Raw genomic sequence first — 15019 nt, 5'->3', positions numbered from 1 at the left:
GTCACCTTCCTTCGTCGGCGGGCGGGCCGGGCAGAAACTCCACCCGGCAGGAAACATGCACCGGGCACAGGGCCCGTACGACGTCACGGACCCGGTCCTCGTCCACCTCCGGATCGCGGTCCGGCCACACCCGCACCACCACCTCGCCGGACGGCTCCGGCGGCGGCTCGGCGCCCGCCGTCCGGGACCACACCACTCCGCCGTCGCCGGTGACGTCGGCGTTCACCGCGAGCGTGAGCCGCAGCCGCTCGACCAGGCCGCGCCGGGTGCCGCGCAGGCGATGCAGCTCCACCGCCCGCAGCACCGCCTCGCGGCGCAGCTCGGCGGACCACCGCGGGTCGTCCGCGGCGCCCACCCACGAGGCCAGCCAGGCCACGAAGTCGAGCGGTGCCACCCGCGGGTCGAAATAGGCGGGCAGGTTGTCGAGGGTGGAGAACACCGGGGCGAGCACCGTGTCCAGACCGGCGGTGAACCGCTGCGCGAAGTCGTCGTCGGCGTACAGCGCGGGCAGCAGCCCGCCGATCGGATACCGGCTGGGCAGACCGGCCACCGCGGCGCGGCTCACGCTCCCGCCCCCGGCTCGACGGCCTGGACGACGACCTGGTGCTGATGGGAGAAGACCAGCGCGTCCGGGGCCACGTCGACACGGCTCACCGGCGCGCCGCGCCGCCCGGTGACCGGATCGGCCGGGAACAGCCGGATCTCCTCCACCAGCGCGGCACCCGCCGCCTGTTGCAGCACGCCGAACACCTCCCCGTACTGCACCGGCCGCCCGAACGGCCACCCGTCGCCGTCCGGGCCGCCGTGCAGCGGGTTGAGGTGCCGGAACAGCGCGGCCAGCGCCGCCTCCCGCACCCGGTCGGTGTCGCCGGGCGCCGCCGCGAGCCGGGCGACCACGGTCACGCCCTGGTAGGCGGGCGGCTCCACCACCAGCCGGGTGCCGATCAGCCGCCGCTCGTCCAGGCTTTCGGCGATCGCCCGGAGCACCTGCTCCGACGGGATCAGCTGCTCGAAGCGGAGCAGGTCGCCCTCGTCGGCCACCGCGTCCGGCACCACGAGCACCCGTACGGCGCCCGCCCCTTGCGCGGCGGGCACACAGCGCACCCGGCGCACCGACGGGGCCGCCTGCCGGCTGATGATCTCGTAGTCCTCGGCGGTGACCGCCCGTTCCTGCATCCGCAGGACGTCGGGGGCCCGCAGTCTGGCGTGGTCCAGGGTCTCCCCGTCCACCCCGCCGCGCGCCGCCTCCCGGTTGGCGACCCGCGCGATGTACGGCACGGAGCTGCGCAGCACCGAGATCGCGCCGCGGGCGACATTGCCGGCCGGGCCGCCGCCGGTGCGGTAGCGGGACACCCGGATCCGGGCACCCTTCTCGGGCACCGCGCCGCACAGCCGAAGGGTCCCGTCCGGTTCGCGCAGCGCCGGCGGGAAGGAGAACTCGCCCGTGGTGGCGTCCACCCGGACATGCCGGTCGGCCGGGCCCGACCGGCCGAAGTGCTCGACCACCTCCCAGCGCTGCCACCCCTCGGCGGAGGAGACCTCCACCACCGGTGGCCCTCCGTCGAGGAGTACCGGCACGCGGCTGAGCCGGAACGTCTGGCCCGCGACCCCCTCCGACGTGCCGATCGGCACATCGGTGACGGTCTCGGCGTGCTCCACGGAGGTGGTGCCGCCGACCGTGAACACCGTGGCCTCGCGGATCGTGGGGGACTCCGAGTAGAACGGCTGGCCAGGACCGGCCTCGGTGACCCGGCAGCGCAGCCAGCCGGCCCGGTTCCCGCCGACCACGGACGCCGTATGTCCGGCCGGCACGTACACGATCACCTCGCCGGGCCGGTTCAGACCGCCGGTGGTGTCCGTGCCGGTCTCGCACTCGCGCCAGCCGCCGCCGTCCCACGCCTCCCACACCAGGGGCGGTTGGCGCGGGTCCACGCCGACGCCCTCCACCCGGCTGTCCAGGCGCACCGCGAGCACACAGCGCGGCACCGCGGTGGGCAGCCCGAACAGCAGCGCGTCACCGGGCTCGGGAGCGGCCTGGAAGCACGGCACGTCGCGGCCCTCGGACAGCGTCCCGGTCCTGTCGGTCTGCGCACCGCCGCGGGGCGCGGTCACCAGCCGGACCAACTCGCTCGGCAGGATGTGCAGTTCGTCCGCGGTGGCGAACACCACCGGCTCGTCCGTCTCGCCGTCCGCGGTGGTCACCTCGGTGCCGGCCGGCAGTGTCACCGTGTCCGGCTGCGGCGCCGACAGCCAGAAGTCGACCTCGGCCGAGCCCGCTGTCGGCGGGAACAGGCGGATGCCCAACAGGTCCAGGAACGCGAGGTAGTTCTTGTCCGGCACCCGGTTCAGCCGGTACAGCAACTGGTCCACCAGGTAGGCGAACGTCTCGATCAGGGTGACCCCCGGGTCGGAGACGTTGTGGTCGGTCCACTCCGGGGCGCGCTGCTGCACATAGCGCTTCGCCTCGTCGACGAGCTGCTGGAAGCGCCGGTCGTCCAGGTTGGGGATGGGGAGGGCCATCAGTCCGCCACCGCTTCCTCGGCCCCCTCCTCGGAAGGGATCGTGTAGAAGGGAAAGACCAGGTTGCGCCGGTCGTTGGTGGAGCGGATCGTGTAGCGCACGTCGATGTAGAGAGTGCCGTCGTCCACCGCGTCGAAGGCCACCACCACGTCGTCCACCGCGATCCGCGGCTCCCACCGGTCGAGCGCCTCACGCACCCGCTGGGCGATCCGCCCCGCCGTGGCTCCGTCGCCGGGCGCGAAGACGTACTCGTGGATGCCGCAGCCGAACTCCGGGCGCATCGGGCGCTCGCCGGGCGCGGTGCCGAGCACCAGCCGGATCGCCTCCTCGATCTCCCGCTCCCGTTCCACCATGCCGATCCCGCCGGTCGGCCCGACCCGCAGCGGGAACGCCCAGCCGCGCCCGATGAACCGCTCGCTCACAACGGGCCCCCGATCAGCACGTTCACGGCGCCCAGGGACACGGTCGCGGTGCACGCCGTGAGGTCCCGCATCCGCGCGGCCGGCAGCCCGCCGATCAGGACGACGCCGGTCGTGAGCGCCGCGGGGTTCGGCAGGATCACATTGGCCGGGCCGAGTTCGACATGCGGCGGGCACACGTGCAGGCTGCCCTCGACCGCGGCGGGCCGCCCGCCGATCAGCACCCGCACGACCGCGGCGGCGGCCGGGGGCGGCGGGGCGGTGATCACACCTCCGTGACTGGTGGGGTCGCCGATACGGGCGGCAGCGGGCATAACGGGCTCCTGGAAGAAGGTCACGGCCCTCACGGGCCTTGCGTCGGACGGCAGTCGATGGGGCGGCGAGCGAGTGGGCGGCGGTTGGCGGGCGAGTGGGCGGGCGGTCGGCGAACGGGTGGTCGGGCAGGCGGCGACCTGGCGTGCGGCAGGCGTCAGTTGATCCGGACGAGATCGGCCTTCAGCACCCCCAGCAGTCCGCCGTCGACGGTGACGTCCGTCTGCCCGGTCACGCTCACCGACCGGCCGCCGACCGTGACCGCCGTGGTGCCGTCGATCTCCACGGTGTTCCCCCGCACCCGGACCGTGCCGGTCCGCGCGTCCAGCGTGATGCCGTCCTCGTCCAGCAGCACCGAGGACAGAGCGCGCCGTCCCCCGGCCGCGTACACCGTCAACTCGATCGTGTTGTCGCGGTCGTGCAGCAGGATCTCCAGCCGCTCGTCGGCCGTGCGCAGCCGCACCCCGGACGGGCCCGGCGCGGGGGCGTCGAGCAGCTCCACCCGGTGGCCCGAACGCGACACCACCGAACGCCGGTTGACCTTCCCGCTGGTCGAGTCCACCAGGGGCACATCGTGCGGCGAGGGGTGGTCCACACCGTTGTAGAGGCCGCCGATGACGTACGGGCTGTCCAGCAGGCCCTGTTCGAAGCCCACCAGCACCTCGTCGTTGACCTCGGGGCTCACCACGCCCCCGCCGCCCTTGCCGCCCCACTGCACGGTCCGCACCCAGTCCGTCACGTAAGTGCCGTCCAGCCAGGGGAACCTGAGCCGGACCCCACCCTGTTCCGCGCCGTTCGGCTCCCGCACATCCGTCACCACCCCGATCGCCAGCCCCGGGATGCGCGGGCCGCGACCGGGCGCGTTCGCACCGGTCACCAGGCCCGCCAGCGACCGGTCCGGGCTGGCACTGACCCACACCGTGGTCCGGTAGCCGTTGTGCGGCTCCAGGCTGTGCTGCACCGCGGTGGCCGTGTACCGGCCGGAGAACGCCTTCCCCACGTTGCCCAGCGCGACCGGCAGCCCCGCCCGCAGCCGCGGGTTGCCCTCGGCCACCGCCTCCAACTCCGCGAAACCGGCACTGACCTGGGCGGCGACGGCGTCCGCCACCGCCGTCGTCTCGGCCTGGGTACCGTACGGGGTGTCCGTCACCGTCAGCTTCGCCGACGCCCCGAAGCGGAGGCCGAACTCCGGGGCGAGCCCGGGCAGCACCGTCTCACTGGTCACCGACGGGTGCCGGGCCACCAGCGGGGTCCTGGTGGTGACGTCCCACCCCCGCACCTCCACCGAGGCCGCGCCGTCCGCGCCCGACAGCGCGGCACGCAGCGCCAGCAGATTGCGCCCGTACTCCAGCACCATCGGATTCTGCGTGGCCGGGGTCGACGGCGCGGGCGCGCCCGACGCCCGCTCCGGCCGGGTGAACTGGAGCACGCCCTGGTCGTCGACCCGCACCTGCGCACCGCTCTCGGCCGCCAGATACTGTAGGAAGTCCCAGTCGGAGACGTTGGCCTGCGACAGCTGCCGGTACGTGACCGGCGCCGCCTCCACCGTCCCGCAGGCCAGACCCGCCCCGACGGCGACCTTGCGGACGATCGCGGCGGCCGTCATGTTCCGGTACGCCACCACCCGCCGGCCGCGCTGCAACCGGTGCGCGCGGGAGTACGCCCTCAGCACCGTGAACGAGCCCGTGCCGTCCCGGTCGATCTCCACCGCCGTGACCTCGCCGTTGAACAGCCGCTCACGCCCCTGCCCGCCGGCGGTCACCACGGACACCCGCAGCGGCGTGCCCAGGGTGATGCCCGTGGACGCCAGGAACTCGTTGTCGGGATCGCGGTAGGTGAGCACCGCCGTGTCCGGCAGGCCCACGTTCTCGTCCACCAGGCAGCTCACCAGCTGCGCCGCCCAGGTCGCCGGCAGCTCGCCGGGCGCCTCCACCACGGGATCCGCCGCGAACGCCCGGCCGCCGCGCGCCTCGGGCGTGCTCACCGCTCCCCCTCGTCGTCCGCGTCCCCCAGCGCCGGCACCATCAGTACGGTGCCGGGGGCCAGGGCCATCGGGTCGTCGATCCCGTTCGCCTCGGCGATCATCCGCCAGGCCGTCGCGTCGCCGTACTCCCGCCAGGCCAGCAGCGCCAGGCTGTCCCCGGCCACCAGGGTGTGCGTGCTGCGGGCCCTGCGCGCACCGGAGGTGGGGTTCTGGCCCGCCGGGTCGACGCTCGCCTCCTCGACCGAGAGCGCGCAGGTCGCCCGCAGCGGCCGGCCGTCCACGTCGAAGAGCGTGTACGTCACCGACAGGCTCGACAGCACCCCGTCGAACGCGGTCGTCCGGGCCGTGCCCCACTCGAACCGTACCCACGGGCTCGCCGGCTTCTTCCGCGCCAGACTCGCCGGGGTCGGCACGCACGCCTTCATCAGCTTCTCCACCGCCTGCTCGACGGAGTCGTCGTGGGTCGAGGTCGCGTCGAGGAAGACCTCCAGGCTCAGTTCCCGAGGCCCGCTCCCCACGAACTCGGGCAGCGCCGACTGCCCGGCCATCCGCGACGGGCTGCGCCGCCACTCGGTGGTCTTGCGCAACTGGAGCGTGGTCGGGTTGAACTGGAGGGTGAGCTGCGCGATCGTGCCACCGGGCTTGGCCCCGACCGCCGAGGGGGGCTCCTTCAGCGTCAGTTGAGCCCGGGCCCGGCTGCTACGGCTCGCGGAGGACATGACCGGGGACTCCTTCCGTACGGATCGTGGCGGGGCTGCTGAGGGGGCTGATGACGGGGCTGCTGACTGGTCGGATGTGCCGCGGAGGGGGTATCAGGAGGAGGTATCAGGAGGGACGCAGCCCCTCGTGGGCGATCTCCAGCGTCTCCACCGCCGGCTGCGAGGAGGACGGGTCGAAGGACGGCCCCTGCCAGCGCACCGGCACGATGCCGAGCACCTGCCAGCTGATGATCCGGGTCAGATCCGGCTTCAGCGCCACGATCTCGCCGTCCTTGGGCTCCACCCGCCGCAGCGTCTCGTCGAGCCAGCGCCCGATCTTCGCCGTGTCGGAGGTGACCGGCCGGGTGAACGTGATGTTCGACCAGCTGACGCGGCCGGGCAGTTGCCAGGTGAAGCCGTTGTTGCCGCCCTCGGCGTAACTCTCCATCTCCACCTCGGCGCCCATGCCGGAGCAGGTGTGGAAGGCGCCCAGGTCGTTGCCGCCGATCGCGAGCCGGAAGAACACGCTCGTCGCGAAGATGTTGTCCGTCATCCGTTGGCCATCCGTTCGGTGTCCTCAGCGGCGTCCGTCGTAGGGGCGGCCCGTGCGTTCCCGGCCGCGTCGCAGGTCGGTGCGCAGCAGACGGGACACCGGCTCCAGCAACCGCCGCGCCAGGTCGTCCAGGTCGATTCCGGCCTCCTGGGCCGGGACTGCGGCCGCCCGGCCCGTCGTCGCCTTTCCCCACGCGGCCGGTGGCGGCGCGCTGGCGGACCGTTGGCGCGACCTCACCGGCACCCCGGCCGGTACGCCTTCGGCTCCGGTCACCTCCCGCTGCACGACCGGTACGGCCGGGCCCGCGGGACCGTGGCCCGGCGCCGCCGAGGTCATGCGGTCGGCGCGGACCACGGGCACGGAGGAGACGGGGGACGTCAGCGGCGCGGGCGGGCGGTCCCGGAGCGTGGGCGCCTGCGGGCCGGACACCGACAGCGCGCGCGGACGACCTGTGGCGCCCGCGCCGGCGACGGCTCGCTGGACGGGGGCGTCGGGGCGTACGACGGGAACAGCGCGGGCCGGGCGCGCGGGAGCGGCGTCGAGCGCGGGCGAGCGGTGCGGGCTCGCCGAGGAGGGCGGACCGGCAGGGGTTCGTGGGAGCCGCGGTGCCGCGGGTCCTGCGGACGGGTTCGTGGCGGAGGCGCGTCGCGTGTCCGGTACGGGTACGGGCGCCGGTTCGCGGCTCCAGGACGCGGGTACGACGGGCGGCCGGCCGGCGCGGGCGCCCGAGGACGCCGCGGCCGCTTCGGGAGCGCGGGTGTGGACGCCGAGCGGGCGCGCGGCGAGCAGCGCGAGGGTGCGGGGCGCCGATGGCGCGGGGGTACGCGTGCCGACGCGGCCCGGCCCCACGGCCCGCGCGACGACGAGCGGTTGTGGCGGCCTGCGGTGGCCGGGGGTCGGTGCCGTCCGCCCGCCGGGTGCGCTCGTCGGCTCAGTCAGGGTCCGCTGTACGGGGGCGTGTTCAGCCGGGTCCTGTCGCGGGCCGGTCCGCCTCAGCGGTACGGGGACGGGGGCCTGCGGCGAGGAAACCCCGTGGGCCGCAAGGGTGTTGGCGACCGGGTCGGCCCCGATGCCGCCCGCCGCGCCCAGCAGCGGCCCGACGTCCGCGCGGGCCTCGGGAGCGGGCCGCGGACCGGCGGGGGAGCGCTGGACGTCCCGCGTCGTCGGGCGGGGGCGGGGGCCTTGGCCGGCATCCCGGGACGCCTCGGCGGTCGGCGGCATCGCAGGCAGGGGCGCGCCCAGACCACCGCGAGTACGCGCCCCGGAGGGGCCCGATCGGTGGGAAGGTGCGGGACCTGGGGCCTCCGCGTGGCGCTGTACGACCGGCAGTTCCGGCCCGCTCGTGCCGGGGGCCGCTGCTGCCGGGTGGTTCGGCCGGGGCCCGTTGGGTGTCAGCGGCTTCGCGGTGGGGGGAAGTTCGTTGAGGGGTGTGCCCAGACCGCCGCGGGTACGTGCCCCGGACGCGTCCGGTCGGTGGGAAGGTGCGTGGCCGGGGGTGTCTGCGTGGCGCTGTACGACCGGCAGTTCCGGCCGGCCTGCGCCGGGGGTGGCTGCTATCGGGTAGTTTGGCTGCAATTGATTAGGCGTCAGCAGATGTGCAGCCGAAGGAAGTTGGTCGGGGGCTGCGCCCAAGGTCGCCCGGCCGGCGCCCGATTGCGCGTGGTTCCCGGCGGGCGGCGTGACCGGAGTGGCTTCCGGCGTCGGCCCGGACGCAGCCGCGACAGTCGGCCCGGGATCGGGGGCGTTCGCGTGGCGTTGTACGACCGGCAGTTCCGGCCCGCTCGTGCCGGGAGCCGCTGCTGCCGGGCCGTTCGGCTGGAGCACGTTGGGCGTCAAGGGCTTCGCCGTGGAGGGAAGTTGGTCGAGGGGTGCGCCCAGGGTCGCCCGGCTGGCGTTCGGCTGCGCGTGGTTCCCACCCGGTGGCGTCAGCGAAGTGGCTTCCGGCGTCGGCGCGGCCGCGACGGTCGGCCCGGGATCAGGGGTGTCCGCGTGGCGTTGTACGACCGGCAGTCCCGGCCCGCTCGCGCCGGGGGCCGCCGCTGCCGGGTGGGTCGGCTGGGATTGATTGGGCGTCAGCAGATCTGCGGTGGGGGGAAGTTGGTCGAGGGGTGCGCCCAGGGTCGCCCGGTCGGCGCCCGGTCGCGCGCGGTTCCCGGCGGGCGGCGTCAGCGGAGGAGCTTCGGGCGTCAGCGCCGTGATCCGGCGCACAGGCCCGGGTACCCGCCGGGCGACGGTCAGCGAGGGGCCCAGTGGCCTGGGGCGTACGGGCGCGGCATCCGCGTCCCGCGGGCTGGTGACTCGCGGCACACGGCTCGCGTCCCCGTCGCGTGCGTTGGGCGGCGTCACGGAGGCGGCATTCGTGCCCTGGGAGCGGGTGGCTCGTGAGGCGCGGTTCGCGTCCGCGTCGCGGGTCGGCACCACGGCGATCCGCCGTACCGGCGGAAAGCTCGTTCCGGCCGACGGGCGCCGGGCGGCGGCCGGTTCCGCCGCGCCCGGCCGGACAGGCGACGGTGGGAGAACGAGGGGCGCGGCGGCCGAGGTGGCGCGTCCGGTCGGGGCAATCGGGGTGCGTTGGACCGGTGGCGTACCCGTTCGGTCCGCGCGTCCGGGCGGGGTGACCGCACCCCGTTGCAGTGGCGGCGTACCGGTGTGGTCCCCGTGCCCGGTTGGGCTGACCGTGGCGCGTTGGACCGGCAGCGTACCCGTTCGGCCCGCGTGCTCGGTCGGGGTGACCGCCGTGCGCTGGACCGGCGTACCCGTTCCGCCTGCGCGCCCGCTCGAACTGGCGGAAGCCGCGCCCGCCGAACGTGCCGGGGAGGTACGGGCGGACGCGGCGAAAGGCCCGCCCCCAGCGGTGGCCGGGGCGTCGGGCGCGGTGTCGGGCCGCGACGCCCGCAGCAGCAGCGGGCCGCCGTCGGCGCGGGCGCGGGCGCCGAGCGGCGGTCCGGGACGCGCGACGCCGTGGACCAGTCCGACCGGTGCGGAGGGCAGCAGGGCGTGGCCGAGGCCCGTGGCCAAGGACGGGTTCTGCCAGGACGCGAGGCCCGCGCGGAAGGCGAGTCCGCCGCTCACGCCGAGCCGGTCGCGGGCCACGGTCACCGTCAGCGGCGGCGGCGCGGTAAGGCGCCACCCACCGTCCCAGTCCGCGGGTATGGAAGCAGCCCCGGCCCCGTCCACGGGCGCGCCCGGGGAGCCGGGAGCGGTTTCGCCCACCGCGCCCGCCGCACCCGGCACGCCCACCGCACCCGGTGCCGTACCCGGCGCCGCGCCCACCGCCGTACCCGGCACGCCCGCCGCGCCCGGCGCCGTTCGCGTCCCGCCGTCACCGGCCGCCCCCCTGGCCCGGCGGCGCAGTCCGTCCCGCCATACCATCTCGTCAACCACCTTCGTTCAAGCGGGTGTTGATCTGGGCGATCTCGGCCACCCACTGCGTACGCTCGGCGTGGGTGAGGTCGAGGATCTCCTCGCGCTGCCAGTGGAAGTGGTAGGCGATGTACGCGATCTCCTCCCGCAGCCGGGGGAGCGCGTACGTCACGATTCCCCCAGGCGCCCACCTGAGAGGTCGACCTCGAAGGCGCCGTCGCAGTGCGGGCAGGTCACCGCGGCGCGGGTGTGCCCCTCGCTGTTGACCCGGCGGTAGAAGTCCTGGAGGAACGCGACGTCGGTGGCGTACATCCGCTCCACGATCCCCGCGTGCACGTCCGTGACGGTGCCGAGCCGGGTGATGACCTGGCTCAACAGCACCACGCTGAGATAGGCCGGGTTCTCCTTGACCCGCAGGTCGATCTGCGGGCGCAGTTCGTCGCGGGCGGTCGCCAGCCGCATCGACCCGTGCCGGTGCACCGTGCCCGCCTCGTCCACGTACCCGCGCGGCAGTTCGAACTCGAACTCGGTGCGCAGTCCATGGCTGTCGGCTGTCGCGGGGCGGGGGCCCGGGACATGCGGCTGCTCGGGAGGCGGCGCGGGCGCCGTCGCCTCAAGGATCTCCTCCAGGCCGCCCGCCGTCACCGTACGACGCCTCATTCGACGACGATCTCCTCGAACACGATCGTGACGGACTCGGTGGCGGCGGAGGACTCACCGGCCTTGAGCGACGGCCCCTCCCACTTGGAGGCCCAGCCCTGCATCAGCTGGATACGCCGGACCGTGTCTCCCTGGGAGTCCTTGATCTCGATGGTCAGATTCTGCCGGGCGGTGTCGACGGCGCCCTTGTTGAGGGTTTCCTTGATCCAATTGGTGAACTCGCTGCTCTTGTCGAGTCCGCGGGTGATCGTGACCTCGCCGGCCTGCCGGGCGCCGGGCTGCTTGCGGATGATCTGCTTGCCCTCGGCGGTGACCTGCCGGACCTCGACGACCTCCTCCTCGACGGTCAGTCCGCTGATCTCCTGGATCGACTCCACCAGATAGCCGCCGAGCTGCACGCCGAAGACGTGGGTGGAAAGAGCATCGCCCTCTGCCATGGCTGTCTTTCACCTTTCCTTGCCGGACCCGCGGGTCACTCGTCGATGAGGCTGGTGCTGTCGGAGAACTGGGCGAGCCGGAAGACCACGAACTCGGCCGGCTTCACCGGCGAGACACCGATCTCACAGACCACACGGCCCTGGTCGATGGACTCCTGCGGGTTGTTGCCGCGGTCGCACCGCACGTAGAACGCCTCCTCGGCCGTGCGGCCGAAGAGCGCGCCCCGGCGCCATTCCTCGGTGAGGAACGCGGTCACGTTGCGGCGGATGCTGGACCACAGCCGGTCGTCGTTCGGTTCGAAGACCACCCACTGGGTGCCCAGCAGGATGGACTCCTCCAGGTAGTTGAACAGCCGCCGCACGTTCAGGTAGCGCCAGGCCGGGTCGGAGGAGAGGGTACGGGCGCCCCACACCCGGACGCCGCGCCCCGGGAACGCGCGCACGCAGTTCACCCCGATCGGGTTGAGCAGGTCCTGCTCGCCCTTGCTGAGCCGGATCTCCAGGTCCACCGCGCCCCGGACCACCTCGTTGGCCGGCGCCTTGTGCACACCGCGCTCGGTGTCGCTGCGCGCCCACACACCGGCGATGTGGCCGCTCGGCGGGACGGTGGTGTTGTGGCCGACCGCCGGGTCGAAGACCCGCACCCACGGGTAGTAGAGGGTGGCGTAGCGGGAGTCGTACCCCGCCTCGTCGTTGCGCCAGGTCCGCACCTGCTGGGCGCTGAGTCCGGGCGGGGTGTCCAGCACCGCCACCCGGTCGCCCATCTGCTCGCAGTGCGAGATCACCGCGAGCTGGACGGTGCGCACGCCCTCGGCGTCGATGTCGCCGCGCTGGTAGGCGGCCATCAGGTCGGGGACCGCGACCATGGTGACCTCGTCGATGGCCTCAAGCCCCGCGAACCCCGTCCGGGCGGACGCGTCGCCGACGTACTCGGCCGGGTCGATCCCGGCCACCTCGCCGGCGGCGGGCGCCGCGGGGTCGGGCAGGGCCGCCGTCTGACTGGCGGGCCGGGTCTGGGCGGTGTCGCGCTGCTCGGTGACCTCGATCAGCCTGGAGGCCCGGACCTGGCCGACCACATAGGCCTTGACGCTCCTGCGGGTGGAGACGTTGTACGTCTCCAGCACCTGGTCGCCTTGGCGGACCAGCAGCTTGAAGCGGTCCTCGGTCGGGTTCTCGCCGTCCGGGTCGGCGATCTCCACCGACAGTCCGGACGTACCGGGCCGGGCCGCGAACAGGAACCCGCCGAGCGCCACCGGCTCGGCCGCCGGGATCTCCCGGCCGGTACCGGCCGCCGGAGCGGAGGAGTCGTCGCCGGACCCGCCGATCCGCACCACGTACGCCGCGCCGCCGCCGTTGGAGAAGTACCCGTACACGGCGTGCGCGAGATAGGTGCCCTCGGTGAAACCGCCGAACCGCTGCACGTACTGGTCCCAGTTGGTCACCAGGGTCGGTTCGTGGAACGCGCCTTTCCGGGCGAACCCGACGAACGCGGCCACGGCGGTGCCGACCCCCTCGATCGGGCGGGCACCGGACTGCACCTCCTCCACGTACACACCCGGGGTGAGGTACGTCGGCATGCTCGCTCCTTCACGTTCCCATCGGATCGCCTGCGTCAATGCCGAGTCTCCGAGGCCGGTCCGGCGCGGCGACAGGGGCAGGGGGGCGTGACCGGGGGCAGCCCGGCTGCCTGTCCGGACGCCCGCGCGGACCCTCCGGGCGCCACGGAGGGCGACCCGGCGGTGCCCGCGCGGACCTGGACCGGCCGGTCTCCGGGCGCTCCACTGGAGGGCGGCGGCAGAGGAAGGCCCGGCCGGTCGGCCGCCCTGGACGGCGGAGCCGGACCCGGGCCGGAAGCGGGACACGGCGGCGTACGGGCCGAGCGGCACCGTGCGGGGGCGGGCAGGTCCGCCCTCAGGCCGGCATGTCCCGCAGCCACGGCCCGAACTCGTCCTCCAGGACCAGTCGTCCGAGCTTGCGGTACTCCTGCGCCACCGCCGTCACCAACTGCCCCATGGTCAGCGGCTCCCCGGTCTCCGCCGCGATGTAGGCCGCGGTCACCGCGCAGGCCCGGATCGAGCCGCCGGCCAGTTCGAAGCGGTCCGCGCAGAAGACGAGGTCCAGGTCGTCGGCCCGGGGCAGCCGGTCGCCCAGGCACCGCTCCCACAGGGCCAGGCGCTGGCCGGCCTCGGGCACCGGGAAGTCCGCGACCACGTCCAGCCGGCGGGTGAACGCCTCGTCCAGGTTGGCCCGCAGATTGGTGGTCAGCACGGCGATCCCGTCGAACGACTCCATGCGCTGGAGCAGGTACGCCGACTCGACGTTGGCGTGCCGGTCGTGCGCGTCCCTGACCTCGGACCGCTTGGCGAAGATCGCGTCGGCCTCGTCGAAGAGCAGCACCGCGTTGACCGCCGACGCCTCGGTGAAGATCCGCTCCAGGTTCTTCTCCGTCTCGCCGACGTACTTGTCGACGACCGTGGACAGGTCGACCACGTACAGATCCATGCCGAGGTCCGCCGCGACCACCTCGGCGGACATGGTCTTGCCGGTGCCCGACCCGCCCGCGAACAGCGCGATCACACCGCGCCCCCGGCCCCCGCCCGGCCGCATCCGCCACTGTCCGAGCACCTGGTCCCGGTGGCGGGCCCGGACGGCCAGTTCACGCAACCGTCGGAGGGTCGGCGCGGGCAGCACCAGGTCGTCCCAGCCGACGTCAGGCACCACCCGGCGGGCCAGCCGGGCGAGCCCCGCGCCGTTCTGCGCCCGCGCGGCGGACCGCAGATCGTCCGGGGAGAGCGGGCGGCCCGCCAGCGCGGCGGCGCGCACGGCGGCCCCGACGGCGCGACGCAGCTGCCCGCCGTCGAGCCGGTGCGCGGCGACCGCCCGGGCGAGCCCGTCGGCGTCCCCGGCCGCCGACCCGCCGGCGCCGGCCCGGTCCAGGGCGTGCCGCCAGCGCGCGGCCCGCCGGGCCGGTGAGGGCGGATCCACCGCAAGCACGACCGGCGTCTGCGCCGCCCACACCGGATCCCAGCCGTCCGTGCCGTACGTGAACAGCGGGATGCCGCGCAGCGCGGCGCAGAACGCCCGTACCCTCCTTGACCGTTCGCCCGGCTCCGGGGGCAGCGCCTCCAACGGGCCGAGGACGACACCCGCCCCGGTGAGCCGGGCCTCCAGGGCGGCCACCCCGGCGAGCACCGGCACGTCGCCGGAGTGCCGGGACAGCGCCGCCGCGTCGAGGACCAGCGGCCGCAGCCCGGCCGCCCGCAGGGCCGCGGCCGCGAGCCCCGGCGCGTCGCCGCCCCGGTCGAGCAGGTGCACCAGGCCCGTTCCCGAGCGGGCCGCCGAGGCCGCCCGGCGGACCTCCTCGGCCTCGGCCGTCGGGTCGTCCACGGCCTCGCCGAGCACCCCGGCGAGCCGGGCGTCGGGCTCGGTACCGCCCAGCAGATGCGCGGTGACCCGGTCCGGGACCGCCAGCGCCCGGGACAGCACGGGGCGGTCCTGCTCGGTGACCTCCAGCAGACCGCCCGCCACCAGGGACGCCGTCGGGGAGAGCCGGAACCGGGCGGCCGACGCCGACGCCAGCCCGCACAGCTCCAGGGCCAGCCCGACCGTCGGCCGACGCCGCGTCAGGTCGTCGTTGAGGTAGCCGTACAGCTGCTCGAACCGGGCGTCCAGGTCCGGGGCCATCGCGACCAGCAGCAGATCCGTGTCCAGCGGCGACAGCCCGAACTCCGCGGCGAGCACGCCGAGTACGGACCCGGGCGGTAGAAGCGGCGGCTCGTCCCCCGGCAGTTGGAGCCCGCCCGGCGAGTCCAAGATCCGCCGCACCGCCTCGGGGGAGAGGTACTGGCCCCGGTAGGGGTCGTCGGGGTCGGGATCGGCGGCGCGGCGCTCCGCGACGGCGTACCGTACCCGCTCCTCGACGAGTCGCAGCCGCGACCAGAGGGGATCGGCCCCGGCGGTGGCCGGCTCAGGAGGGCCGGCGGTGTGGAAAGCGACGGCGGCGTCGAAGGTGTCCGCGGTGCCGGTGCCGGTGCCGGTGCCGGTGCCTGAGTCGGCGTCGGCTTCGGCGTCGA

The 15019-nt window shown here is 74.7% G+C and carries 13 protein-coding genes; all 13 read right to left on the bottom strand.

The window, feature by feature from the left end:
* Nucleotide 1: 1 nt before the first annotated feature.
* A complete protein-coding gene (locus OHA30_RS08865; protein WP_328913260.1) occupies nucleotides 2-565 on the bottom strand; it encodes a phage tail protein in 564 nt (187 codons plus the stop codon).
* Nucleotides 562-2520, bottom strand: a complete 1959-nt coding sequence (locus OHA30_RS08860; protein WP_328913259.1) for a putative baseplate assembly protein — start codon at nucleotides 2518-2520, stop codon at nucleotides 562-564. Before OHA30_RS08860 ends, OHA30_RS08865 begins: the two co-directional genes overlap by 4 nt.
* Complete coding sequence (locus OHA30_RS08855) at nucleotides 2520-2942, bottom strand: GPW/gp25 family protein (RefSeq protein ID WP_328913258.1); 423 nt, start codon at nucleotides 2940-2942, stop codon at nucleotides 2520-2522. Before OHA30_RS08855 ends, OHA30_RS08860 begins: the two co-directional genes overlap by 1 nt.
* On the bottom strand, nucleotides 2939-3253 hold the full coding sequence (locus OHA30_RS08850) for a PAAR domain-containing protein (protein ID WP_328913257.1): 315 nt from the start codon (nucleotides 3251-3253) through the stop codon (nucleotides 2939-2941). Before OHA30_RS08850 ends, OHA30_RS08855 begins: the two co-directional genes overlap by 4 nt.
* Before the next feature lie 155 nt (nucleotides 3254-3408).
* Nucleotides 3409-5235 (bottom strand): VgrG-related protein, encoded by a 1827-nt coding sequence (locus OHA30_RS08845; protein ID WP_328913256.1) that lies wholly within the window; start codon nucleotides 5233-5235, stop codon nucleotides 3409-3411.
* Nucleotides 5232-5954: a CIS tube protein gene (locus tag OHA30_RS08840; RefSeq protein ID WP_328913255.1), complete on the bottom strand. Its 723-nt coding sequence runs from the start codon at nucleotides 5952-5954 to the stop codon at nucleotides 5232-5234. Before OHA30_RS08840 ends, OHA30_RS08845 begins: the two co-directional genes overlap by 4 nt.
* 106 nt (nucleotides 5955-6060) lie before the next feature.
* Nucleotides 6061-6486 (bottom strand): phage tail protein, encoded by a 426-nt coding sequence (locus tag OHA30_RS08835; protein ID WP_328913254.1) that lies wholly within the window; start codon nucleotides 6484-6486, stop codon nucleotides 6061-6063.
* A gap of 24 nt (nucleotides 6487-6510) precedes the next feature.
* Nucleotides 6511-7707 carry a hypothetical protein gene (locus OHA30_RS08830; protein WP_328913253.1) on the bottom strand — a complete coding sequence of 399 codons (1197 nt, stop codon included), beginning with the start codon at nucleotides 7705-7707 and terminating at the stop codon, nucleotides 6511-6513.
* A 2155-nt stretch (nucleotides 7708-9862) separates the two neighbouring features.
* Nucleotides 9863-10021: a DUF6760 family protein gene (locus OHA30_RS08825; protein ID WP_328913252.1), complete on the bottom strand. Its 159-nt coding sequence runs from the start codon at nucleotides 10019-10021 to the stop codon at nucleotides 9863-9865.
* Nucleotides 10018-10509 carry a hypothetical protein gene (locus tag OHA30_RS08820; RefSeq protein ID WP_328913251.1) on the bottom strand — a complete coding sequence of 164 codons (492 nt, stop codon included), beginning with the start codon at nucleotides 10507-10509 and terminating at the stop codon, nucleotides 10018-10020. Before OHA30_RS08820 ends, OHA30_RS08825 begins: the two co-directional genes overlap by 4 nt.
* Nucleotides 10506-10946, bottom strand: coding sequence for a phage tail protein (locus OHA30_RS08815; RefSeq protein WP_328913250.1), 441 nt, complete (start codon nucleotides 10944-10946; stop codon nucleotides 10506-10508). The genes OHA30_RS08820 and OHA30_RS08815 overlap by 4 nt, the downstream gene beginning before the upstream one ends.
* 35 nt (nucleotides 10947-10981) lie before the next feature.
* Complete coding sequence (locus tag OHA30_RS08810; protein ID WP_328913249.1) at nucleotides 10982-12523, bottom strand: phage tail sheath family protein; 1542 nt, start codon at nucleotides 12521-12523, stop codon at nucleotides 10982-10984.
* Between the two features lie 334 nt (nucleotides 12524-12857).
* Complete coding sequence (locus OHA30_RS08805) at nucleotides 12858-14876, bottom strand: ATP-binding protein (RefSeq protein ID WP_328917789.1); 2019 nt, start codon at nucleotides 14874-14876, stop codon at nucleotides 12858-12860.
* Nucleotides 14877-15019: the final 143 nt, after the last annotated feature.

It is taken from the genome of Streptomyces sp. NBC_00223 (assembly GCF_036199905.1).
GTDB lineage: Bacteria > Actinomycetota > Actinomycetes > Streptomycetales > Streptomycetaceae > Actinacidiphila.
The sequence above is the reverse complement of the archived record's forward strand: the minus strand, read 5'-3'. Positions and strand labels throughout refer to the sequence as shown.

Bases quoted from the DNA above. Each gene is read 5' to 3' on its own strand.
- OHA30_RS08830 (WP_328913253.1), bottom strand. From the start codon at position 7,707: ATGCCGCCGACCGCCGAGGCGTCCCGGGATGCCGGCCAAGGCCCCCGC.
- OHA30_RS08815 (WP_328913250.1), bottom strand. From the start codon at position 10,946: ATGGCAGAGGGCGATGCTCTTTCCACCCACGTCTTCGGCGTGCAGCTC.
- OHA30_RS08860 (WP_328913259.1), bottom strand. From the start codon at position 2,520: ATGGCCCTCCCCATCCCCAACCTGGACGACCGGCGCTTCCAGCAGCTC.
- OHA30_RS08840 (WP_328913255.1), bottom strand. From the start codon at position 5,954: ATGTCCTCCGCGAGCCGTAGCAGCCGGGCCCGGGCTCAACTGACGCTG.
- OHA30_RS08820 (WP_328913251.1), bottom strand. From the start codon at position 10,509: ATGAGGCGTCGTACGGTGACGGCGGGCGGCCTGGAGGAGATCCTTGAG.
- OHA30_RS08810 (WP_328913249.1), bottom strand. From the start codon at position 12,523: ATGCCGACGTACCTCACCCCGGGTGTGTACGTGGAGGAGGTGCAGTCC.
- OHA30_RS08850 (WP_328913257.1), bottom strand. From the start codon at position 3,253: ATGCCCGCTGCCGCCCGTATCGGCGACCCCACCAGTCACGGAGGTGTG.
- OHA30_RS08835 (WP_328913254.1), bottom strand. From the start codon at position 6,486: ATGACGGACAACATCTTCGCGACGAGCGTGTTCTTCCGGCTCGCGATC.